19 protein-coding genes are annotated in these 24055 nt (G+C 37.4%); 16 read left to right on the forward strand and 3 right to left on the reverse strand.

The window, feature by feature from the left end:
• Positions 1 to 3: 3 nt before the first annotated feature.
• The 4 genes from CWS20_RS05325 (at position 4) to pssA (ending at position 4724) form a co-directional block, all read left to right on the forward strand.
• Positions 4 to 1158 carry a thiolase family protein gene (locus CWS20_RS05325; protein WP_066199251.1) on the forward strand — a complete coding sequence of 385 codons (1155 nt, stop codon included), beginning with the start codon at positions 4 to 6 and terminating at the stop codon, positions 1156 to 1158.
• Between the two features lie 28 nt (positions 1159 to 1186).
• On the forward strand, positions 1187 to 2746 hold the full coding sequence (locus CWS20_RS05330) for a fatty acid--CoA ligase (RefSeq protein ID WP_066199249.1): 1560 nt from the start codon (positions 1187 to 1189) through the stop codon (positions 2744 to 2746).
• Positions 2747 to 2768: 22 nt separating this feature from the next.
• Positions 2769 to 3863, forward strand: a complete 1095-nt coding sequence (locus CWS20_RS05335; RefSeq protein ID WP_241504139.1) for a CaiB/BaiF CoA transferase family protein — start codon at positions 2769 to 2771, stop codon at positions 3861 to 3863.
• A gap of 180 nt (positions 3864 to 4043) precedes the next feature.
• Positions 4044 to 4724, forward strand: coding sequence for a CDP-diacylglycerol--serine O-phosphatidyltransferase (gene pssA, locus CWS20_RS05340; protein ID WP_241198660.1), 681 nt, complete (start codon positions 4044 to 4046; stop codon positions 4722 to 4724).
• A gap of 105 nt (positions 4725 to 4829) precedes the next feature.
• Here pssA and CWS20_RS05345 read toward each other — a convergent pair whose 3' ends face one another.
• Together CWS20_RS05345 and CWS20_RS05350 are read right to left on the reverse strand one after the other, a co-directional pair.
• Entirely contained in the window at positions 4830 to 5204 is a 375-nt protein-coding gene (locus CWS20_RS05345; RefSeq protein ID WP_066199243.1) for a nucleotide excision repair endonuclease, read from the reverse strand.
• Between the two features lie 424 nt (positions 5205 to 5628).
• Positions 5629 to 6471: a DUF169 domain-containing protein gene (locus CWS20_RS05350; RefSeq protein WP_326135003.1), complete on the reverse strand. Its 843-nt coding sequence runs from the start codon at positions 6469 to 6471 to the stop codon at positions 5629 to 5631.
• A 100-nt stretch (positions 6472 to 6571) separates the two neighbouring features.
• On the opposite strand from CWS20_RS05350, the gene CWS20_RS05355 reads away from it, so the two are divergent.
• From CWS20_RS05355 to pstB, 8 genes are all read left to right on the forward strand, one after another.
• Positions 6572 to 7039, forward strand: coding sequence for a DinB family protein (locus CWS20_RS05355; protein ID WP_066199241.1), 468 nt, complete (start codon positions 6572 to 6574; stop codon positions 7037 to 7039).
• A 16-nt stretch (positions 7040 to 7055) separates the two neighbouring features.
• Entirely contained in the window at positions 7056 to 7853 is a 798-nt protein-coding gene (locus CWS20_RS05360) for a pentapeptide repeat-containing protein (protein WP_066199240.1), read from the forward strand.
• Positions 7854 to 8269: 416 nt separating this feature from the next.
• Positions 8270 to 9169 (forward strand): macrolide 2'-phosphotransferase, encoded by a 900-nt coding sequence (locus CWS20_RS05365; RefSeq protein ID WP_066199237.1) that lies wholly within the window; start codon positions 8270 to 8272, stop codon positions 9167 to 9169.
• Positions 9170 to 9582: 413 nt separating this feature from the next.
• The gene (gene abc-f / locus CWS20_RS05370) at positions 9583 to 11058 is read left to right on the forward strand and encodes a ribosomal protection-like ABC-F family protein (RefSeq protein ID WP_066199234.1); all 1476 of its coding nucleotides are present in this window, start codon (positions 9583 to 9585) and stop codon (positions 11056 to 11058) included.
• A gap of 338 nt (positions 11059 to 11396) precedes the next feature.
• On the forward strand, positions 11397 to 12239 hold the full coding sequence (locus CWS20_RS05375; RefSeq protein WP_066199232.1) for a phosphate ABC transporter substrate-binding protein: 843 nt from the start codon (positions 11397 to 11399) through the stop codon (positions 12237 to 12239).
• Positions 12240 to 12307: 68 nt separating this feature from the next.
• The gene (gene pstC, locus CWS20_RS05380; protein WP_066199229.1) at positions 12308 to 13222 is read left to right on the forward strand and encodes a phosphate ABC transporter permease subunit PstC; all 915 of its coding nucleotides are present in this window, start codon (positions 12308 to 12310) and stop codon (positions 13220 to 13222) included.
• A 1-nt stretch (position 13223) separates the two neighbouring features.
• Entirely contained in the window at positions 13224 to 14048 is an 825-nt protein-coding gene (gene pstA / locus CWS20_RS05385; protein ID WP_066199227.1) for a phosphate ABC transporter permease PstA, read from the forward strand.
• 14 nt (positions 14049 to 14062) lie between these two features.
• The gene (gene pstB / locus CWS20_RS05390) at positions 14063 to 14887 is read left to right on the forward strand and encodes a phosphate ABC transporter ATP-binding protein PstB (RefSeq protein WP_083957423.1); all 825 of its coding nucleotides are present in this window, start codon (positions 14063 to 14065) and stop codon (positions 14885 to 14887) included.
• A 461-nt stretch (positions 14888 to 15348) separates the two neighbouring features.
• Here pstB and CWS20_RS05395 read toward each other — a convergent pair whose 3' ends face one another.
• Positions 15349 to 17388 carry a molybdopterin oxidoreductase family protein gene (locus CWS20_RS05395; RefSeq protein WP_066199223.1) on the reverse strand — a complete coding sequence of 680 codons (2040 nt, stop codon included), beginning with the start codon at positions 17386 to 17388 and terminating at the stop codon, positions 15349 to 15351.
• Between the two features lie 260 nt (positions 17389 to 17648).
• Here CWS20_RS05395 and CWS20_RS05400 point away from each other — a divergent pair, with 260 nt between their 5' ends.
• The 4 genes from CWS20_RS05400 to ileS all read left to right on the forward strand — a co-directional run bounded on the left by CWS20_RS05400 (position 17649) and on the right by ileS (position 23757).
• Complete coding sequence (locus CWS20_RS05400; protein ID WP_066199221.1) at positions 17649 to 18536, forward strand: transcriptional regulator; 888 nt, start codon at positions 17649 to 17651, stop codon at positions 18534 to 18536.
• Between the two features lie 22 nt (positions 18537 to 18558).
• Positions 18559 to 18747 carry a hypothetical protein gene (locus tag CWS20_RS05405; RefSeq protein WP_066199218.1) on the forward strand — a complete coding sequence of 63 codons (189 nt, stop codon included), beginning with the start codon at positions 18559 to 18561 and terminating at the stop codon, positions 18745 to 18747.
• A 153-nt stretch (positions 18748 to 18900) separates the two neighbouring features.
• Positions 18901 to 20268: an MATE family efflux transporter gene (locus tag CWS20_RS05410; protein WP_066199214.1), complete on the forward strand. Its 1368-nt coding sequence runs from the start codon at positions 18901 to 18903 to the stop codon at positions 20266 to 20268.
• A 414-nt stretch (positions 20269 to 20682) separates the two neighbouring features.
• Positions 20683 to 23757: an isoleucine--tRNA ligase gene (ileS, locus tag CWS20_RS05415; protein ID WP_066199211.1), complete on the forward strand. Its 3075-nt coding sequence runs from the start codon at positions 20683 to 20685 to the stop codon at positions 23755 to 23757.
• Positions 23758 to 24055 lie beyond the last annotated feature (298 nt).

Here is a 24055-nt window from a genome sequence, read left to right on the forward strand (position 1 = left end):
TTCATGCGTGAAGTAGTGATTGTTGAAGGAGTTCGGAGCCCGGTTGGCAGGAAAAACGGATCATTAAAAGATATTCGTCCCGACGATTTAGCTGCTGAAGTGTTAAAGGCATTAGTCAATCGTGCGGGTATAGATCCAGCAATGATTGATGATGTCATTTTAGGCTGCGTATCTCAAATTGGAGAGCAGACGGGCGATATTGCAAGAGTAGCCGCCCTTATTGCTGGATTTCCAATTGAAGTTCCTGGGACGACCATTGACCGTCAATGCGGTTCAAGCCAGCAGGCTGTTCATTTTGCAGCACAGGCGATTCTTTCAGGAGATATGGATATTGTCATCGCCGGCGGGGTGGAAAGCATGTCAAGAATCCCAATAGGTTCAAGTTATCAAGGTGTAGGATTGAGTGAGAAGCTGAAAAGCCGCCATGAAATGATTCATCAAGGCTTATCAGCAGAAAGAATAGCTGAGAAGTACGGCTTTACTAGAGAAGAGCTGGATGAATTTTCATTGCAAAGCCATGAAAAAGCATTGCATGCTCAGGAAAATGGCTATTTTGATCATGAGATTGTTCCAATTGAAGGATCCAATACTGAGGGAGAAAAAGTTTCAGTTACAGAGGACGCTGGTCCGCGAAAGGGAACAAGCCTTGAAGCATTGAGCAGCCTAAAAACCGTTTTCAAAGAGGATGGTGTCATACATGCCGGTAATTCAAGCCAAATAAGCGACGGTGCTGCTGCTCTACTGATCATGTCGCGCGAAAAGGCAGAAGAGCTTGGTTTGAAACCTAGATTCAAAATATTGACAAGAACTGTTGTAGGGTCTGATCCCACCTTAATGTTAACTGGACCAATTCCTGCTACTGAAAAAGTGTTGAAAAAAGCTGGTTTATCAATTGATGAAATTGATGTATTTGAAGTAAATGAAGCGTTTGCCTCTGTCCCATTGGCATGGCTTAAAGATACTGGCGCAGATCCAGCTAAATTGAATCCAAATGGCGGTGCGATTGCACTTGGACATCCACTTGGTGCAAGCGGTGCGCGTTTAATGCTTACTATGATGAGCGAATTGGAGAGAACCGGTGGGAAATATGGATTGCAAACGATGTGCGAAGGCCATGGAATGGCGAATGCAACGATTATTGAAAGGTTAGAAGCATAGTAGATTAATTACTTTGGGGGTATGATGAATGACGATGACGATTGGAAAAATTTTCGATTTAACTGTAAGCAAATATCCGAACAAAGAAGCAATATATGATGTTAGAAAGGATTTGCGCTATACGTATAAAGAGTGGAGTGAAGAAGTAAATAAATTAGCTAATGTTCTTCTAGACCATGGTATTAGAAAAGGAGATAGAGTAACGACATACCTTTATAATACTGAAGAGCTTGCAACCGTTTTCTTTGCTTGTGCGAAAATTGGCGCTGTTTTCAACCCCGTTAACTTTAGATTAATGGCCGAAGAGCTTGCGTTTATTTTAAGTGATGCTGAACCAAAAGTCGTTATTTTTGAAGAATTACTGCAATCAAGTATAGATCCAATAGCAGAGCGGTTTCAACAAACTGCATTTTGGACAATTAATGATCATACCCCCACATATGCTGAAAGCTATCATGAAAAAGTAAAATCTGCATCTAATAAAGGTATTGCTGCATCTGTCGAACCTGATGATATTTACGCGATTATGTATACAAGCGGTACAACAGGAAGGCCAAAAGGCGTATTGCATCGCCATCGTGACATGACTGAACAAAGCTTGGTCGTCATCAATTCAGTACAGTATAACATTAATGATAATGGCTTGGTGACAGCACCGATGTTCCACTGTGCCGAGCTGCATTGTGCATTTTTACCGCGCGTTCATATTGGTGCAAAAAACACAATTTTACATCAATTTGATGCAAAAAAAGTATTAGAATTAATAGAAAAAGAAAAGGTGACGATTCTTTTTGCAGCACCTACAATGTGGAATATGCTATTGCAGGAAAATTTAGATGACTATAATATTGAGAGCTTAGCTACAGGATTATATGGTGCAGCTCCAATGGCCCCCTCACTTGTCTTTGCTTGTCAAGAGAAGCTGGGAGTTAGGCTTGTACAGGCATATGGAATGACAGAAATGGGGCCGGCAATTACGTTTTTATCTGATGAAGATCAAATTAGAAAAGCTGGTTCAGCCGGAGTAGCTGCGATTAATCATGAAATCAGAATTGTTGTGCCAAATGAGGATGGGCGGTCAGACCCGAATGCTATCGTTCCTGCTGGTGAAACTGGTGAAATCATTGTTAGAGGCCCTAGTATGATGAAGGGATATTTTAAAAGAGAAGAAGCAAGTGAGCAAGCATTGGCTGAAGGATGGTATCATTCAGGGGATATTGGCTATTTGGATGATGAAGGGTTCCTTTATGTAAAAGACCGTGTTGATGACATGATTATTAGCGGTGGGGAAAATATTTATCCGAGAGAAGTTGAAGATATTATTCACTCTCATGCCGGTGTGCTAGATGTCGCAGTCCTTGGGCAGCCAGATGATCATTGGGGTGAAATTGTTACAGCTTTCGTTGTCAAAAAAGACCCTAATGTAACAGAGGAAGAATTGGATGAACTATGTAAATCTAGTGAGGAGCTGGCGAATTATAAGCGTCCCCGTAAATATATGTTTTGTGAACAATTACCAAGAAATGCTAGCGGGAAAATTCAAAAGTTTGTTTTAAGAAAAGAACTGGATGGGATAATATCAGAATAATCAAACAACGAAGAGAGGCAGTATGATGCTAAATGGAATGAGGGTAGTGGACTTCTCTAATTATTTGCCTGGTCCATACGCAACAATGAGACTAGCTGAGCTCGGTGCTGAAATTATTAAAGTGGAATCACCAAGAGGAGATCCCGCCCGTGAACTAGATGTAAAGCTGGACGGTACAGGAGTTGTTTTTCTAGCAAATAATAAAAGCAAAAAAAGCGTAACACTCGACTTGAAAAATTTTAAAGATCAACAGTTAGCAAAGCGGTTAATTGCTTCTGCAGATGCAGTGCTCGAAAGCTTTAGACCAGGTGTGATGAAAAAGCTCGGTTTGGATTATGAGACGGTCCGTTCGCTTAACACGAAGCTTGTTTATTGTTCATTAACAGGCTATGGAAATAACGGGAAGTATCATCAGCACGGAAGTCATGATTTAAATTATATGGCTATTAGCGGCATGCTCGCACAACTGAAGGATAGAAGTGGAAAACCGATTCATCCTTCGCAAACAATTGCTGACTTTGTCGGCGGAATTGCGGCAAGTGAAAGGATATTAGCAGGGCTTGTTGCAAGGGGGATTTCGGGTGAAGGTAGCTATCATTGTATCTCGATTGCAGATGTTATGACTTCAATGATGGGAAACCATTTTATTATGAATCAGGCGACTGGTGCAATAAATGGAGTTGAAATTCTCTCAGGATCGATTATAAATTACGCGATTTATGAAACGATGGACCAACGCTATATCGCATTAGGAGCGCTAGAAAAGAAATTTTGGGAAAACTTTTGTGAGGCGATACAGAAGAGAGAATGGGCTGTTTACTATTATCATCAAACAAATTCAGATATATATCAAGAAGTAAAGACTGTTTTTATGAGCAAATCGTTTCAGCAATGGATTGAATTTAGTGAAAAGGTCGACTGCTGTATGACTCCAGTACTAGAAGTGGATGAACTATCTAATTTTTCCTATTTTACAAATAGAGATATCATTAAAAATGAAAATGATATTTTACTACCAAAGTTGCACAGTGATAGATATGATGCATCACAATGTGCACCTCCGAAACTAGGAGAAAATACAAATGAAATATTGTCCTCATTGTCCCAAGGGAAATGAAAAAGTGGAAAAAACAATCTTTTCAATAAATGTCAGTTATAATGATTAACTTTATAGAATAAAGTGATATAATATAAGGAATCTAAACCTAAACAATAATAAATGTTTAGGTTTATTTCATTTAACATCAATGATGATTTATAGAAAAGTGAGTGATGAAAACGCGTGAAGTTTATTAAGATGATTCCAAACATGATGACGCTTGGCAATTTGTACTGTGGTTTTCTATCAATTGGATACGCAGCCCACGGACAATATAATAATGCGGCAATATTAATCATTATCGGAATGATGCTGGATAGCATGGACGGCAGAGTGGCACGAATGCTGAAAGCCGATAGCACTCTAGGGATGGAGCTGGATTCGTTAGCTGATGTTGTGACATTTGGCGTCGCCCCGTCATTTTTAGTATATTATACATATTTTTATCAGTTTGGCACGATCGGATTAGCCGTTTCTGGTTTATTCCCTTTATTTGGGGCATATAGATTGGCAAGGTTCAATGTTGGATCTCCGAAGCAATCAAAGAACTATTTTATTGGTGTACCCATTACAGCTGCAGGAGGAATCCTAGCGATTCTTACACTTTTAGGCAATTGGGTTCCTAATATCATTACAACGGTTGTATTTACAGCCCTTTGTTTCTTAATGGTAAGCCGCATTAGAATTCCTAGCTTTAAAGATGTTCCTCTGCCAAAGTACGGAACAATTGTAACGATTTTTCTAGGCTGCCTGCTATTCGTTCTATATAAGGGGACATACGGTGCCTATCCTTATTTAATTTATATTGCAACGCCGCTTTATATCGCTTATTTAGCTCATCGGTTTAAAAAAGGAAAAAGCAATAAATCAGCAGATTAATGATATGTTTAAATTGGTAATTGTTTAGCAGCCAAGTTTTTAAAACGAAAAAGCCAAATAAAAAAGCGATTTTCACTTGTGATAGTGAAAATCGCTTTTTTATATTTATTTATAAAACACCTTATCAACATTATACTTTGCTTCTAAAGTATTAATAATATATGTTTCATAAATTTCGCGCTCCATCGCATCATCAACAAAAATAGCAGCAATTTTGTGGACTTCATCTCGATGAGCTTTAATCGGGGAAACATTGTCTTCAAAATGCTTCTTTACTCGCTGTCTCAATTTTCTTGCTTTACCTACGAATAACAGGTCTTCATTTGCATCAAAGAAGAGAATAATGCCGCCTTTATCGCGAGGGATTTTATGATAATCAATAAATCCGTACGTGTTGCTCAAAGGTGACTCCGTTCCTTCTCCACCATGATTTTTTCTAGTTATTACTATATCCGGAGATGGTATTTGAATTTCTATCATTTGTCATCACTTCCTATTCTGCCCTTCATCGTACCATAAATGAATTGCATTATCCATATCCACTCGATTGATAAAAAAAGAATAAATTTTCAAATTGTTTAAATGGCAGATAGACTTTTTACTTAAAGACTAGATATGTCAAAAAAGGCCTTATTCGGTTATGGCAATAATATTTCCTGAGAATTACAGGTAATAATTCCGTTTATTTCCATAAAGGGAGTGAAAAAGTGAGTGTTCACAGAGAAATAAGTTGTTTATCTCCGTGGAGGCACTGAAGAACGTGTTTCCATAGAAAAAAATGCCTCCAAATGTTTCTCGACTGTCTAGCTTCTCAACCGCAGGAGTAGAGCAATCACCTCTCCAATTAAATGTAGATAATTGTATTAAAAACATGATAGATTAAGCATATTTAAATTCTGCTGGCTTATTGGGATTCAAGTTTAGAGTTTTCAAACATATTATTTAATTTCTCATATGTCTCAGGATACTTTGCTTCATATTGAAGATAATGTGGGATTGGGTAGCGTACGCCTCCTTTATGTGTTCTCTCTAATCCAACAATAAAATCGTCCACCATAATATATGGAAGAGTGAACGCCATTTCATGGTCCTGTGTTTGTCCAAATACCCGATCTCCGTAGCACGGAAGAATCACTTGCGGTTTGCTTGTTTGAACGGTCTTAATCACAATATCTGCACAATCAGCTCTTGCAGTGAAAGTCGATGCAATTTCTCCGCCTGTTTGATAAAGTGCTGCAGCAACCATCCTCATGACTTGTGCAGAGTTTCCATAAACAGTAATGACCTCAGGTTCATAATTTGTCCGGTTAAGCGGGGAAATAAGTACTGTTCCAGCTTCATTCTGACTGAACTTCGGCACAGCAGCCTCAGTTATAGCGCCTGCTTCACATGTTTTAGTATACATTCCGTCTGTTAAATTTCCTGCTGAATAATAATCTAATTCTTCTTCAAACCCAAAAGCGACTTTGGCAATTGGACAGGATAAATCCTTTGCCCCCATTGCCAATGACCAGCCATATTTGCGTGCCATTGTTATCGCTTGGCAAATACTAAAAGTTTTTGCGAAGTCAATATGCGGCTGCTTTATGTGCGGAGGCAAACTTTCATTTTTCTTCATTACTCGGATAGCAAGCGCAAAGCTATCTGGTCTAACGTATTTTTGAATGGCATCCTCAAGCAAACGCAGCTTTTCTGAAATGTCGGTTTTTATCATTCCATCACCACCTCTATATACTATTCCATACATGAATGGCATCCTCCTTTGAAATAGAAGAAAAGCCTGTAAAGAAAGAAGGAGATTTTTTTAAAGACAAAGAATTAAAGTAATGTGAAGGAGTGATTAAGAAATGGTGCATGCAGAAACTGTGTTATTAGATCAATTACTTGCGAATGCAAATGATGAAAGCTGGTATATGTCTTTTGAGCAAGTGGCAGACGGAATAGCCGAAGCTGATGCTGTTTGGAAGCCAGACGAGAACAGCCATAGTATTGTGGAAATTGTTCAGCATTTGATTTATTGGAATGAAGCATGGCAAGTAAGGTATGAAAAGAATGATGTTGCAGCTGTCCCAAAAATCGAAAGAAATGAGGACAGTTTTAAATATAAGGAAGGTAGCTCCTATAAAGAACTAAAGGAAGAGTTATTGCATGTGTTATTGAAGTGGCAGCATTTATTAACGGCAGAAAAGCTTGAAGCAGAAGTGCCAGGCTATCCCGTCTCAGCAGAATGGTGGGGAATGATTGCTAATCTAGCGACACATAATGCCTATCATATCGGTCAAATAGCTTATATAAAAAAAATAATTAAGATTTAGAGTAGGAAGGTTTTTCATGAATGACAATTTAATATCAGACTGTGAACATTGCTTTGCACTATGCTGTGTTGCCTTGCCTTATGGGAAATCTGCGGATTTTCCAATAAATAAAGAAGGCGGGGAGCCTTGCGGAAATCTATGTAACGATAATCAATGCAGCATACATAATCATCTATTAAAAAAAGGTTTTAAGGGATGTGTTTCATTTGAATGCTTTGGAGCTGGTCAGCACGTATCCCAACAGATATATGGTGGTCAAGACTGGCGGCAGAACGGCGGCATCGCTAAGCAGATGTTTGCTGTGTTTCCAATCATCCATCAGCTGAATGAGATGTTATATTATCTCAATCAATCATTGTGTTTGGATGAAACTAAAGCTTATCGAAATGAATTAAAGGAAATTTATGAATTAACATACAGGCTGACAGGGCTTCCGCCGGATGATATTTTGGAAGTTGATCTTGTACAGCATCGTTTTACTGTTAATGAATATTTACTGCGAATAAGCGATAGCGTCAGAAATGAAATAAATCACGAAAAAAAACACAAAAAGGCAGATTATATAGCGGCAAACCTTAAGTATGCTAAAATGGCAGGAATTAATTTAAGAGGCAAGCTTTGTATAGCTGCCGATTTCAGCCATGCGGATTTACGCAGAGTTGACTTTTTAGGGGCAGATTTAAGAGACGCCAAACTACATTCAGCAGACTTAACTGATTGCATTTTTTTAACACAATCCCAAGTAAATGCAGCAAAGGGGAATATTGATACAACGCTGCCTGATTATGTACAGAGACCGAGACATTGGTCTTAGTTTTATATTTTGGGGTTGAAAAAAATCATGCATCAATATAAAATAAATATATTCTATTTAGGAGGATGATTAAAAATGACTGCTTCAATCAGATTGCGTTACCGTGCTTTGAACAAATAATTTAATATGTTCAAAGGCTCTGTTTTTTGCTTGCAGAGTAAACGGGAGTAGTCTGTCCATTTTTAATTATCTTAATCGGTCATTGTAATATTTTTAAGTAATTTGGATTTTTCTATCCTTAAACATAGATGAAGTTCTCTTTTTTATAAAAAAGGGGATAGTTCCGTTTACTTTTCTAACCTGCAGACAGAGATAGCTGCAGGTTTTTTTATGTCTTAAATTAATTTTAAGGCTTAACTTTAATCATAAAATAGAGCGCAGTTAGAACGATAAAAAACATATTGGAGGCACAAATCATGAATAAAAAAGAACTAAGAAAATTAGCGAAAAGCAATGGAATAGATGTATTAGAAGAGTCGTTGAAAATAAATGAATCAGGTCTTGATTTTCAAGTTGCACATGCAATGGATCGAAAAGGCGAAAGATGGATATTGCGAGTGCCCCGCCGACCAGACTCAATGGCAAAGTCTAAACAAGAGAAAATGGTTTTAGATATTGTCAATAAATACACAAGTATTGAAGCCCCAATCTGGGAGGTTGATGCAGCAGATTTGATTGCTTATAAACAGTTAAGTGGTGTCCCGGCAGGAACGGTTAATCCTGAAATACAAAATTATGATTGGGTGCTGGATATTGAAAATATACCTGATTCATATTTCTGTTCTTTTGGGCGAGTTCTGGCAGATTTACATCGTGTTCCAGAGGCGGCCCTTAAAAGTGCTGGATTAACCATATATACTGCTGAACAAGCAAGAGAATTAATGAAAGAAAGAATGCTGAAAGTAAAAAATGATTATGTTGTACAAGAGGAATTGTGGAATCGCTGGGAAAGATGGCTGAATAATGATGCAATGTGGCCGAATCATACTGGATTAAGTCACGGTGATGTACATCCCGGACATATATTAATCAATAAAAAATCAGAGGTGACAGGTTTAATTGATTGGACAGAAGCAGCGGTCACCGATGTCTCGCGTGATTTTATTGCGCATTATTTAATAACTGGAGAAGCTGGGTTAGAGAAAGCAATTGCTGCCTATAACGAAGCTGGAGGAACGACATGGCCATTAATGAAGGATCATATCGTTGAATTGAACTGTACGCAAGCGATTGCAGTTGCCGAGTTTGCTGAGAGCTCTGGATTAAAGGAATATAGGGAGATAGCACAGCAAATGCTTAATCCAATTCAGGATTAATAATTATAGGAAAAATTAAAGAAGGGGGATCATTAAAATGACGGCTTCAATGAGATTACGTTACCGCGCTTTGAACAAATAACTAAATATGTTCAAGGGCTCTGTTTTGTGATACAGAGTAAACGGGAGTAGTCTGCCTTTTTTATATATTCCTTCTTTATTGATGTCAACGACCAACAACAAATAGTAACAGGAGGATTTTTTTACTTGTATTGTTTAGTATGGGCTTATCTCCTAAAGAGAAATATATTTCCGTTTACTCCTAATCACAGGCAAATAGCCTGTGATTTTTGTTTTTTAGGCTTTGTTCAATCGATTGTTGACATCAAATTCAGGAGCACGCTGTTTCGCTTCTTCCATGTTTAAACAACAATCTGCTTAACATAGCCTTATTATTAAAGGAGGATAATAAGATGGAAACATTAAATTTAGAATTGAACGAAGTTGAAGTCACATATCTTGACCGGGTAATACTGAATATTCCTAAGCTAACTGTCTATCAAAATGATCGAATTGGAATTGTTGGCGCAAACGGACAAGGAAAAACTACTTTACTTGATCTCATAAACGGAAGGATAAAACCAAATAGTGGAAATGTAAATAGAGTGGTCAGCTTTAACTACTATGAACAAATTAAACAAGCAAATGCGAGTTTAAATGCAGATTTACTGGATGCGGAGCTGCTTGGCAGGATGAAGGTGCCATTGAATAGTGTTGAAACACTAAGCGGAGGCGAGCAGACTAGGCTGCGGCTTGCGCAAGTATTGTCCAAATATGAATTAGGGCTGATAATGGATGAACCGACAACCCATTTAGATGCGGATGCTATCAATTATTTAATTGATGAATTACGATACTATTATGGAACCCTTATATTAGTCAGTCATGACCGATATTTCTTGGATCATTTAGTTACAAAAATATGGGAGGTAAATAATGGAACAGTCCATGAGTATGAAGGGAACTATAGTGACTATTCCGAACAAAAAAAACTGGCAGCATTAGAAAAACAGCGCAATCATGAAAATTATCTAACAGAAAAAAAGCGTTTAGAAAGATCGGCTGAAAAGAAATTGTTGCAGGTTCAAAAAATGAGTCAAGTCAGTGTGAAAAAACAGAAAAGAAGCATAAAGCCAGATCGTCTTTCAGCTTCTAAATCGAAGGATTCGGTCCAAAAAGCAGCTCAAAAAACAGTTAAATCAATCGAAAAGCGAATAGACCAATTAGAAGAAGTTTCACCAATGCAAAAACAACAGCAGATTCATTTTCCGTTAAGCAGGAACTTGGCTATTCATAATAAATATCCTGTCATGGGGCAAGATATTTCGCTTATGCGAGGTAATAAAGTTCTATTAAATAGAGCAAACTTTCAATTCCCTCTAGGTAAGGTTATATCAATCACAGGCAATAACGGTACAGGTAAATCAACACTCCTGAATTATATTTTACAAGATGGTGAAGGAATCGTATTGTCTCCCAAAGTAGTATTTGGCCAGTATCATCAAATGGACTATAAATTTTCTAACCGAGTTTCTATAATTGAATACCTTCAAAAATTCACCGACTATTCAGAGTCTACAATCCGTGCTGTATTAAGTAACATAGGGTTTAGGCAAACAGATTTAGGGAAGATAGTGAGTGACATAAGCGGCGGAGAAGCGACAAGACTTGTATTGGCGAGGTTGTTTCTTCAGCCTTCTAATGTATTAATACTAGATGAGCCAACAAATTTTATTGATGTATTAACAATTGAAGCACTGGAAGAGTTTATTAAAAAATATGAAGGCACGGTTATCTTTACATCACATGATCGCTATTTCACTGAAAAAATAGCGGATCAGGTTTGGAAAATAGATAATGAGAAATTAGTTTTAATCTACGATAGATAAAATCGTTGTTTAACTAAAATTCGACTAGTTTACATTTCAGCTGTAATGATCAATAAAGTAAAAGCACTGCTTATAGTTTGAGAAAAATTCTATAAAAAACATTAGAAATGCAAAGAATAGCTGAGATTAAAGAAATCTCAGCTATTCTTTTACAAATGGCAGTTATTTTTAGTAAAAAATTTACAATATATCCATGTATTTTAATCATTTTATGCTGAAATTTACAAAGCCTTTACAAAACATTAATAGTGCATTAACTATGCTTGTTTATATTTAAACTATATTAAAACCGAATAGTAAACAAATTATTTGAAGCAGATTATCTTGGAGGTTTTTAAATGGGGTTATTAAAGAAATTATCAATTGGATTATTTATTCTATCCGCTGCAGCCCTGTTAGCAGCATGTGGGGATAGTAATGATAATGAAACTGAATCATCAGGCACAGGCACAGATACTGTTTCCATTTCGGGATCAACCTCTGTTGGACCTTTAGCTGAAAAATTAGCTGAAAAATATAAAGAAAAGCAAAGCAATACAAATATTGAAATTAACCAAATTGGTTCTTCTGCAGGAATCACGAATGCGATAAGCGGTGTGTCACAGATAGGCATGTCATCGCGTGATTTAAAGGAAGAAGAAGCGAGTGAACTGACAGAAACGGTCATTGCATACGATGGAATTGTCGTTGTAACTCATCCAAGCAATAAAGTAAAAGATTTAACGATGGAAGAAGTGAAGCAAATTTTTACTGGTGAGATTACGAATTGGAACCAGCTTGGTGGAGAAGATATGGAAATTGTTGTTGTATCTCGTGAGGATGGCTCAGGTTCGCGCGATGCCTTTCAAGAAATTGTCGGATATTCTTCTGGTGAATTAATTAGAAATTCAATCATCGCCAGTGGAAACGGAAATATTAAAACAACAGTAGCGACAAACAAACATGCAGTAGGATTTATTTCTTTTGAATATATAGATGACTCAATAGCAACTCTAAAAATAAATGGAGTGGAAGCAACTGCTGAAAATGTATTAAATCAGCAATACAGCTTATCAAGACCTTTCTTATTTGTTCATAAAGACGGGAATTTTACTGAAGCTGGCCAGGAATTTATTGATTATATTTTAAGTCCAGACGGACAAAAAATTGTTTCAGAAGCGGGTGCTATACCAGTTAAGTAATTGCTGATGTAAATCTGACGCTTTAGACATGAATGATATGTGTAAAAGCAACCTTGGAGGAATGCAACATGCCAAGCCCATCAAATGAAAATCAAATAGTAGATATGAAAAAATCAAATAAACTCAAGTACTTTTTTGAAAGCGCATCGGAAAAATTATTCTTGATTTGTGCGATGCTATCTGTAATTAGCTTATTATTAATTATCGGATTTGTATTTTATAAAGGATCTCATCCCTTTGTAGCTGAAGGCTACAGCTTTATTGATTTTATCTTCGGTATGGAATGGGTTCCAAGCGAAGATAAATTCGGCATATTGCCAATGATTGTAGCATCCATTTTTTCAACAATCGGTGCATTAGTAATTGGTGTACCAATTGGACTTTTTACAGCTATTTTCTTAGCGGAAATTGCGCCAAAAAGAGTCGCTAAAATTATTTCGCCGGCGGTGCAATTATTAGCTGGAATTCCTTCTGTATTGTACGGTGTGTTTGGACTAGCTATCATCGTTCCTATGTTGCAAAACAATTTTGGATTAGCTAAAGGACAAAGCTTATTAGCGGTAATTATTGTACTAGCCATCATGATGCTGCCAACGATTGTGACGGTAGCCGAAACAGCCATTAGAGCAGTGCCAAAAACATATAGAGAAGGCTCTTTAGCATTAGGGGCTTCACCAATCGGAACAATCTTTAAAGTAGTCGTCCCTGCAGCAAAGTCTGGGATTATGGCCGCAATTGTTCTTGGATTAGGAAGAGCAATTGGTGAAACCATGGCGGTTATTCTAGTAGCAGGTAACAGCCTCATCTTGCCAACGAGCTTAACAGACAGTGTGCGTCCGTTAACAACGAATATCGCATTAGAAATGGGATATGCATTTGGAACGCATCAAGAGATGTTATTCGCAACAGGTATCGTGTTATTCTCATTCATCTTAATATTAAACTTTGTACTAGCAAAAATCTCTTCGAAAGGTGGTAAGTAAGTTGAGGAAGTTTAAAGATAATTTTATGCTTGGACTGCTTTGGTTTTCAGCTTTCTTAACTGTTGCCGTCCTTGTAGTCATTGTAGGATATATATTTTTTAAAGGTTTCCGGTTAATTAATTTTGACTTTATCTTCGGAGACTATTCTCCAGTTGGCCACGGCGGAATTTGGCCGATGATTATCACAACGATATATACAATCGTCATTTCGTTAATTATTGCCACGCCTATCGGAATTCTTGCTGCAGTCTATTTGCAGGAATATGCAAAGCAAGGCAGATTGGTTAGAGTGATACGATTTGCAACAGAAAGTTTAACAGGTATACCATCAATCATTTACGGATTATTCGGGGCAGTATTTTTTGTTACAACACTTAAACTGGGCATGTCAATCATCGCAGCCTCATTAACATTAACGATTATTGTTTTGCCAGTCATTATAAGAACAACAGAGGAAGCTTTAAAAACAGTACCTTTGTCGTATCGTGAAGGCTCGCTTGCTTTAGGAACAACAAAGCTGCAAACTTTATACAAAGTCATTTTACCAAGTGCAATGCCGGGAATATTGTCAGGAATTATCCTTTCAATGGGGCGGATTGTCGGCGAATCTGCGGCGATCTTTTTAACAGCTGGAACAGTAGCAGCAATGCCGGAAAGCATTTTTTCATCAGCAAGAACTTTAACAGTTCATTCTTATTTAGTTACACAGGAGTCAGGTGACATTGAGCTCGCTGCAGCAGTCGGGATTGTCTTAATTGTAATTATCTTAGTTCTTAATCTCTCGGCCACGTTCATATCAAAGAAATTAAATAAAGCTGACTATTAAAGGGAGTGTAATGAATGAGTGCAACGACATTGGAAAGAAATAATAAAGGAACTGAAAAATTCTCAAGCAATAATGAACAGCAAACAACAGACGCAAAAATCAAAGTAAAAAACCTTGATTTGTTTTATGGCGAAAAGCAGGCGCTATACCAAGTATCACTGGATATTAAAGAAAAAGAAGTAACAGCGCTTATCGGTCCTTCAGGATGCGGAAAGTCTACATTCTTAAGAACATTAAACCGCATGAACGATTTAATTGATGGTGTGAAAATCAATGGAGAAATCGTTATTGATAATGAAAATATTTATAATTCAAGCGACGTAATCAAATTAAGAACAAGAGTAGGCATGGTATTTCAAAAGCCGAATTTATTCCCAATGAGCATTTTCGATAATGTTGCGTACGGTCCAAGAATGCAAGGAATTAAAAACAAAAAAGCGCTGAATAAAATTGTAGAGGAAAGCCTGCGCGGCGCAGCCATTTGGGATGAAGTGAAGGATCGTCTAAAATCTTCTGCCCTTGGTTTATCAGGCGGACAGCAGCAGCGTGTCTGTATCGCACGTGCAATCGCAATGAAGCCAGACGTCATTTTAATGGATGAACCAACCTCAGCATTAGATCCAATCTCAACATTAAAAGTGGAAGAGCTAATTGCCCAAATGAAAAAGGATTACACAATTGTCATCGTCACCCATAACATGCAACAAGCAGCACGTGTATCAGATAAAACAGCGTTTTTCTTAAACGGCGAAATCATTGAATATGACGAAACTGATCATATCTTCTCAATGCCGAAAGACCAAAGAACAGAGGATTATGTAACGGGACGCTTCGGATAAAAATTATATATTTAATGATAAAAAAGCGAATCAGTCATTGATTCGCCTTTTTTATATTTAATTGAAGAGGAGTGATTTCCGAAGCTTACCGTTTGCGAGCGCTGAACGAGAGCACACACAAGATTGGGGCATTAGTGTGAGCGATAATCGAGAAAGGCCAATGCCTGCTTGACTACAATTAATATCGGTCCAAGTTATAGAAACTAAGACCATTTTCCGCATGCCTGCCCCGAATATTGGTTCCAGTTACAGAAATATAAATCTTTTAAAGAGGGAGTATACTTTAATCTTCAAATTAGAGCGATTTACCTAAATGAAAAAAAGGTGACAGAGACTACTCAGTTTTATCTATTGGAAAAAGAGCTGTAGCTATCACATGTACTCGATTTATTTAACGAAGAACTTATTAGTTTACACTTTAAAACAAGAAGCCAATTTAGGCTTCTTGTTTTAAAGTGATCTTATTTTTTTTCTATATTTACTCTTCCTGAGAAAAATGTGGCTCCGCCGCCCATGTCTGCAATTCTGTCGGGCGTTAGCGAGTTGACGATTTGCTTTGTTCCAGGCTGATCAGCCCAAAGGCCCTGGCTGACAAGCACGCCTTTTAAAACATTATCTCCTACTGCTGCAGTTAATTCACATTCGCCGCGCTCGTTCCAAATTTTCACAATGTCATCTGTTTCAATTCCGTAAGCTATGGCATCTTCACTATTGATATGCAGCTTAGGTGTTTTTTCAAGCTTAATATGTTTTTCATTATTGGAGAATGTGGAGTTCAGGAAATTATGGTTTGGACCAGGTACAAATAAGAATGGTGCATCGCCATCATTTACAATAGGAGTATAGGTTGGCAGCCCATGGTAACCGTCTTCTACCATTTTTTCTGAATACAATTCTATTTTTCCACTTGGGGTCAAAAGTTTCCCAGGTAGTAATGGTTTTACATTTGCTTTCATATACTCATTTTTAGCAAGCTTTTCATAGGTGATTTCTTCAATGTATGGATTTCCAGTATTGCTTAAAGCATTTTCAATCATTTCTGCTTCCGTTTCCTTGAAGGCATCGTCATCATACTCCATACCGTTTGCTAGCAGTTTAAACACTTCATAATTTGATTTCGATTCACCATAAGCTTCAATTACCGGCTGTTGGAGGTGAAAATGATTATGCCAATAAGATCCGTAAAGGTCAGTGTTTTCATAGGACGATGTAGATGGAAGGACAATATCTGCATATCTTGCTGTCTCAGTTAAGAATAAGTCGTGGACAACAAGAAATAAGTCGTTCCTTTCTAAACCAGCTTTAACTTTATTGCTGTTTGGTGCAATAACTGCCGGGTTGCTGCCATATACATACATAGATTGGATTGGGTTGTTCTTTTGCAGCAGGGCGTCACCGATTGCATTCATATTAATTGTACGCGTTTGTTTATTTTCTAATAAATCTGGTCTTTGCATGGAGTACGTATTATGAGCCAAATAACCGGAATTAGACTTAAGCGCACCGCCGCCTTTATGGAGCCATTGCCCTGTGAGCGCTGGAAGGCATGCAATTGAACGAACAGACATACCGCCATTATCATGATGCTGCAAACCATTACCAACTCTAATAAATGATGGGGTGATTTCGCCATACAAGCGGGCTAATTTATACAAATTATCTACAGGAACGCCGGTAATACCTGAAACAGTGACAGGATCATATTGACGAACATGTTCACGCAATTGTTCATAGCCGATTGTAAAATTCTTAAGAAAATCTTCATCTATTAAATTTTCATCAAATAGAATATTCATCATCCCTAGAGCTAATGCACCATCAGTGCCAGGCAATATCGGAATAAACCAATCTGCTATTCTTCCAGTTTGATTTTTATGAACGTCAATGACGACGATTTTGGCGCCGTTCTTTTTCGCTTTTTGTGCAAGTACGACTTGATGCATATTCGTACTTACGGCATTCACACCCCAGAAGATAATAAGCTTGGAATCAACCGAATCTTCAGGGTCAATCCCGAAGCTGCCGCCCATAGTATATTTATACCCTTCCGAACCTGCGGCTTGGCATACTGCACGATCCAATTGACTTGCACCCATACGGTGGAAAAAACGTCTATCCATCCCTTCGGCGGTAATATAGCCCATATTTCCATAGAAGCTGTATGGAATAATGCTTTCTGGTCCCTTTGTTTCAATAAGTGACTTCCAGCGATTTGTAATTGTTGCAATGGCTTCATCCCAGGTGATTCGCTCGAATTTGCCTTCACCTTTGGCGCCTACCCGTTTTAGGGGATATTCCAGCCGCTTTTCATCATATAGGCGGGCAGCCATATTGCGAACTTTATTGCATATATTCCCTTTCGTTACAGGGTGATTTGGATCGCCTTCGACCTTTACGATTTTGCCGTCTTTTTTATGCACAAGCAATCCGCATTGATCAGGGCAATCTAATGAACAAACTGATGGGAAAATTCCGTCTTTTTCTTTAATAAAAGAGGACATTTGCACCTCTCCTTTGGTAAAATAATATTAATATCATAAGCTAGATTGCATATTACTGCAACAATGCTGTTTGAACGCAGAAAGATTGACAATAGTAATAGTCTCAAGAAAAAAATTAACAATTCTTAAGGCTCACCCTCTATTAAAAATTCAATAAATATAATATAATATGATAAAAGTTTACATTTCGTAGGCCTTAAGTTCTAACTGTCAGTGAGGTATTTTATAGAGAAATAGATTTTAAGGAGCTGGTAGGCTTTATGTTACACGAATACAATATCGGTGAAATTTTACAAACTTTAAGAATGAACAAAGAAATATCGATTGAAGACCTCACAAAAAATATCTGCTCTGTGGAAGAATACGAACAATTTGAAAAAGAAAGCGCCTACCCAACAGTGGACCAACTATATTTATTAGGACAACGACTACAAGTAAACCTTATGTACTTTTTCTCAATGGCAAAGAAGAGCAACCAGAATTATTCGCAGCTGATTATTAAGCTAATTGATAAATACAAAAAGGAAAGGGATTATAAAACAATTCATCAAATTGTTTTAAAGGAACAGAAATCTCCTGTATTTGAAAATGTACAATTAAAGCAATATTTAAAATGGCATGAAGGTATTTGCATTTATTACTTACATAATGATGTACAAACTGCAATAAGTATATTAGAAAATGCAATTAAGTTAACGAATCCGAATATGGGGGATTTAACTGAATCTGAATTGGAGATTTTAACTAGTATTGCTATGATAATTTATGAAACTAAAAATTATAAAGAAGCATCTTTAAACTTTCAGAGAGCATTAGATAACCTTAAAAGTCTACCAACTATAGTAGATCCAAAAGTGAAAATTAGAATTTTATTTGGATATGCTCAGTCATTAACAGGGGAAGAAGAGTATTTACTATCTCTTGATTTTTGCAAACAAGGAATAGATATTTGTATAGAAGAAGAGTTAATGTACCTTTTTGCAGAATTATTGTATCAAACAGGTGAAAACTATATTAAATTTGGGGATAGAAATCTAGGTCGAAAATACGTGAAACATTCTATTTATATATGTGAGTTAACTAAACAAGAAAAGCTTGCTCAAATAATGAAAAGTGAGTTAGCTAGAATGGAAAACGTATCTAATTAATAATAATGAAAGTGGTGAGTTTATGAAGAAATTAGTATTAGCAGTAGTATTAGTACTTGGGGTAAGTGGTTTTACTAGTTTATCCTCAAATTCAGTGGAAGCAGCTATACCAGCATCAAAGTTTAAAGAAGCAAGTCCTGTAATAAACGAAATTCCAACTAGACATAGTTTACCCATTGTTACTCCTTTTGAAATTCCAACTCGTCATTAAGCATCTATTACTTTATGTAAAGATTTACAAAGGCCGACCACCATATTATTATGGTGGTTATTTAGTTTTTTATACTTTAAACCTTGTTTTCACCACCAAAAGGTGTATCATATAAATGATGTTTTGCAAAAATTCATTCAAGGAGAAAACATCATGAAACAGACGTTTACTTTAAAAGAAAAGACAAAACTGATCCTGATTTTACTGATTCCGATTTTGATCACTCAGCTAAGCATGTTTTCGATGGTGTTTTTTAATACGATGATGTCAGGCCGATATGACTCTGCAGATCTAGCGGGAGTGGCGATCGGTGCATCAATATGGAATCCTGTATTTATAGGGCTAAGCGGCATTCTATTGGCCGTTTCACCTATTGCAGCACAGAAAATAGGGGAGAAAAATAATAGTGAGGTCACTGCAATTGTTAAGAACGGTCTAGTTTTATCTGTTCTTATAGCATTGATTGTCATTATTGCCGGTATTCTGTTATTGAATCCTCTTTTATCAAGTATGGGAATTGAAGGCAGAGTATATGAAATAGCTTTTCATTATTTATCTGGTTTAAGCATTGGAATTTTTCCGCTCTTTGCCTTCAATGTATTGCGCTCGTTTATATATGCTTTAGGAAAAACAAGGATAGTAATGGTGATTCTTCTGCTTGCTATTCCTATTAATCTAGTAATGAACTATATTCTTATCTTTGGAAAATTTGGTTTTCCAGAGCTAGGAGGCGCAGGTGGCGGATATGCGACCGCGATCACCTATTGGTTTATATTATTCATGACCATTTTAGTCATTTTAAAATTGCAGCCATACTCGACATATAAAATCTTTGCAGGTTCTAAAGGCATAGAATGGAGTAAAATCGGCGAAATTTTAAAAATCGGCATTCCGATGGGACTGTCCGCTTTTTTCGAAACGAGCATGTTTGCTTGTGTGACAATTCTGCTTAGCCGATTTGATGTGACAACGATAGCCGCTTACCAATCAGCATTAAATATTGTCTCCTTCCTATATATGATTCCTATTAGCATATCAATGGCATTAACGGTTGTGGTTGGCTATGAAGTCGGAGCGGGAAGGAATAAAGATGCGAAAACATATAGCTGGTTAGGTATTTATATGGCTATGTTTATTGCGCTGTTAACTGGACTATTAATTGTGTTCTTTAGATATGAAGTAGCAAGCTTGTACTCAAGTGAACCGGCAGTTGTTGCTTTAACGTCTCATTTTCTTATCTTTGCTTTGTTCTTCCAAATATCGGATGCGATGCAAGTAACTGCACAGGCTGCCTTGCGCGGGTATAAGGATGTAAACATTGCCTTTATTATTACTTTAGTAGCGTATTGGTTAATTTGTCTGCCAGTTGGCTTTGTTCTCGCCAATTATACTAGCTTAGGTGCTAATGGCTATTGGCTGGGATTAACAGCAGGACTTTTGGTAGCAGGCATTTTTCTATCAGGGAGATTGCTGCATATTCAAAAGCATAAATTTTCCTATGCATCAAGCACTGCCAATTAAAGCAAGTGAGAAAGTCACTTGCTTTAATTTTTTTAAAACATTTGACTTTTCATGTTTCCTCGCATATTATGAACATTAATTAATCTTGAATAAAAAATTCGATGACGAGAAAGAGTAATGATGATTATCTTATCTGCAGAGAGTCGGCTATTTTGCTGAAAGGCCGATGTTAAGACCATGATGAAAATCCTCTCCGAGAAGCAAGGCTGAATTTCTAATTAAGCCTTGACGGCATTCAACCGATACCTTGAACGCGTATGATGGTACGTAGTGATAGCAGCAAAAAACCACTACTGATGGTTTTTTATTTTGCTAAAAATGAATTTATATTTGTTATATAAACTCGACTCTGCGTATAGAGTCGAGTTTTTTATGCTCCTTAAGTATTTTTTCTAATAAAAAGAGGTGGGAAAGATGAAAGAAACAGCAGCTGAAAGAGAGTTGAGAGTCAGAAAACTTTGGGAAGAAGAAAATGTGTTTGAACAATCCATTGTCAACCGTGAAGGAAGGGAGTCCTATGTATTTTATGAAGGTCCGCCAACAGCAAATGGACTTCCGCATGCTGGCCATGCATTAGGAAGAACAATCAAAGATTTTGTCGCACGCTACAAGACAATGAGCGGATTTAAGGTGTTAAGAAAAGCAGGCTGGGATACGCACGGGTTACCAGTAGAGCTTGAAGTTGAAAAAATGCTGAACATTCGCGGTAAGGATGAAATTGAAGCATATGGTGTAGAGAGTTTTATAGAAAAATGCAAGGAAAGTGTTTTTACGTATGAAAAAGAATGGCGTCAATTTACAAATGCACTTGGCTATTGGGTCGATATGGATGATCCTTACATCACCTTGCAAAATTCGTATATTGAGTCTGTTTGGTATATTCTTTCAGAAATACACAAAAAAGATTTACTATACAAAGGACACAGAGTGGTACCTTATTGTCCACATTGTGAAACTTCATTAAGCTCCCATGAAGTGGCACAAGGCTACAAAGATGTAACAGATTTATCAGCGACAGCTAAGTTTCGCCTTAAAGAAAATGAGTTTTTACTTGGTTGGACAACGACACCTTGGACATTGCCGAGCAACGTAGCGATTGCAGTAAATCCTGAGATGACCTATATACGTGCGAAGCAGGGAAATGAGGTCTATATCGTTGCAGAAACGCTTGCAGAAAAAGTATTAAAATCAGATTACACCATTTTGGACTCCTTTAAAGGAGAAAAGCTGGTTGGATTAACATATGAGGCACCGTTTAATTATCTCTCATTGAATAATAGCCATAAAGTGTTGCCAGCACAGTTTGTTACCGAAACAAGCGGGACTGGTCTTGTTCATATCGCACCCGCACATGGGGAAGATGATTATAAACTGATCGCAGAGCATGGACTCGATTTCATTAATGCTGTTGACCGCAAAGGATGTTATAAAGACGACATCACACCGCTTGCAGGAAGATTTGTTAAAGATTGTGATGTAGATATTATTAAAATGCTTGCTGCTAAAGGTCTTCTTTTCGATAAGCAAAAGTATGAACATAGTTATCCGCATTGCTGGCGCTGTGACAGCCCGTTGCTTTATTACGCAATGGAAGGCTGGTTTATTAAAACTACAGCAGTAAAAGAAAAAATGCAATCGAATAACCAGCAGGTTGAATGGCATCCTCTCCATATGCGCGACGGCCGCTTCGGAAATTTCTTAGAAAATATGGTTGACTGGAATATCGGACGAAACCGTTATTGGGGTACACCATTAAATGTTTGGGTTTGCCAAGCTTGCCGAGCTGAAAAATCGCCTAGTTCAATAAAGCAGCTGCAAGAAATGGCAATCGAAAAGGTCGCAGATAATATTGAACTTCATAAACCATATGTCGATGAAATTCATCTTAAATGTGATTGCAGCGGTGTAATGAAACGGACGAATGAAGTGATTGATGTTTGGTTTGACAGCGGGTCAATGCCATTTGCACAATACCATTACCCATTTGAGAATCAAGCTGCTTATCATAATCAATACCCAGCAGATGTCGTAATTGAAGGGGTTGATCAAACGAGAGGCTGGTTTTACAGTTTACTGGCAGTATCAACACTCTTCACAGGTAAGGCACCATATAAAAGAGTATTATCGCTAGGTCACATATTAGATGAAAATGGGCAAAAGATGTCAAAAAGCAAAGGAAATGCACTGAATCCAGTGGAATTAATCAATGAGTTTGGTGCAGATGCGCTTAGATGGGCTTTACTTGCCGATAGTGCACCATGGAACAATAAACGATTCTCTAATAAGACCGTTGCCCATGCGAAATCGAAAGTGATCGATACACTACAAAACGTATTTGCTTTTTATCAAATGTACGCTGAAATTGATGATTTCAATCCAAAAAATGATCAAGGTGGAGAAAAAACAACATTGGATAAATGGATGATATCAAGACTTCACACTGTGATTAATGAAGTAAGAGAGAGCCTTGATCAATATGACATGACCAAAGGAGCGAGGTCAATTGCCGGACTTCTTGATGAGGTAAGCAATTGGTATGTGCGCCGTTCAAGACAACGTTTTTGGAAAAGCGGTATGGATGGGGATAAACAAGCTGCCTTCACAACTTTATATGAAGTGCTTACAAAACTGACGCAGCTTATGGCGCCGTATACACCCTTCATAACAGATGATATTTATACGAAGCTGAATGGGGATAGTGTGCATTTATCAGATTTCCCTAAGAGTGTTCCAGCAGTCATAGATGAGCAACTCGAAAAAGATATGGATGCCGTATTGCAAATCGTAGAATTAACAAGGTCGATAAGAACCAACACAGGATTAAAAACAAAGCAGCCATTGGCAACTGTCGCTGTGATACCAGCCAACCATGTAAATCCTACTAGGCTGCAGGCTTATGCAAGCATTGTAGAAGAAGAAACGAATGTAAAAGAAGTGGTCGTTGCTAATCCAACTGATTCTTATTTACAGGTTGAACTGAAATTAAACTTCGCAGTTGCTGGTAGAAAATTCGGCAAGCTTGTCAATGTAGTAAAGCAACAGATAGAAGCACTGTCATATGAAGAAAAACAAATCCTCCTGAAAGAACAAGAGATTTCTCTAAAAGCAGGTAGCGAGATCGTACATTTAACTATTGAAGATGTGCTTCTAGAAAAAAGAGGAAAAGAAGGCTTCGAAATAGCTGAAGGAAAGGATTATACCGTTGCATTGGACACAAGAATTACTCCTGCGCTGAAAGAGGAAGGTCTTGTAAGGGAAGTCATACGAGCAGTTCAAAATTATCGAAAGGAATTAAATCTGCCAGTAGAGTTAAGAGTTGATTTATTTATTAAAACGAAGGGTTCTTTGCAATCAACCTTAATTAAATTTGAAGATCTATTGCACAACAATTTACTCGTCAATAAAATCCACTATAGCGATATAAATGAGATGAGGTCAGTGCAAATAGAAGAAGAAGAGCTGCAAATAGCGATTCAAACAAATGCATAATTGAAAAAAGGCTGTCCAAAAAGTCAGTATGACCTGAATTTTTGGCAGTTCTTTTTTTATATTCAATGTTCCCAAACGGTCACTCAAAAGTCATCCCCTAGATGTACAAGGAAACATTCCAGCGCTGTATTTTTTGCAGTGATACAACGCAAGAAAACCAATCTCCAAGTCTGGTTGATAAGAAAGCGCCGGATTCCCATCTAAAAACAATTTGTCGCATCAACGAGATTGTTAAAAATAGACATTGGGTATTGTAGCATTAGCCTGGAAGGAGAAAATAAAAAAGCTGTAAAGGAAA

Origin of the sequence: Cytobacillus horneckiae, assembly GCF_002835735.1 — a bacterium.
Classification (GTDB): domain Bacteria; phylum Bacillota; class Bacilli; order Bacillales; family Cytobacillaceae; genus Cytobacillus; species Cytobacillus horneckiae.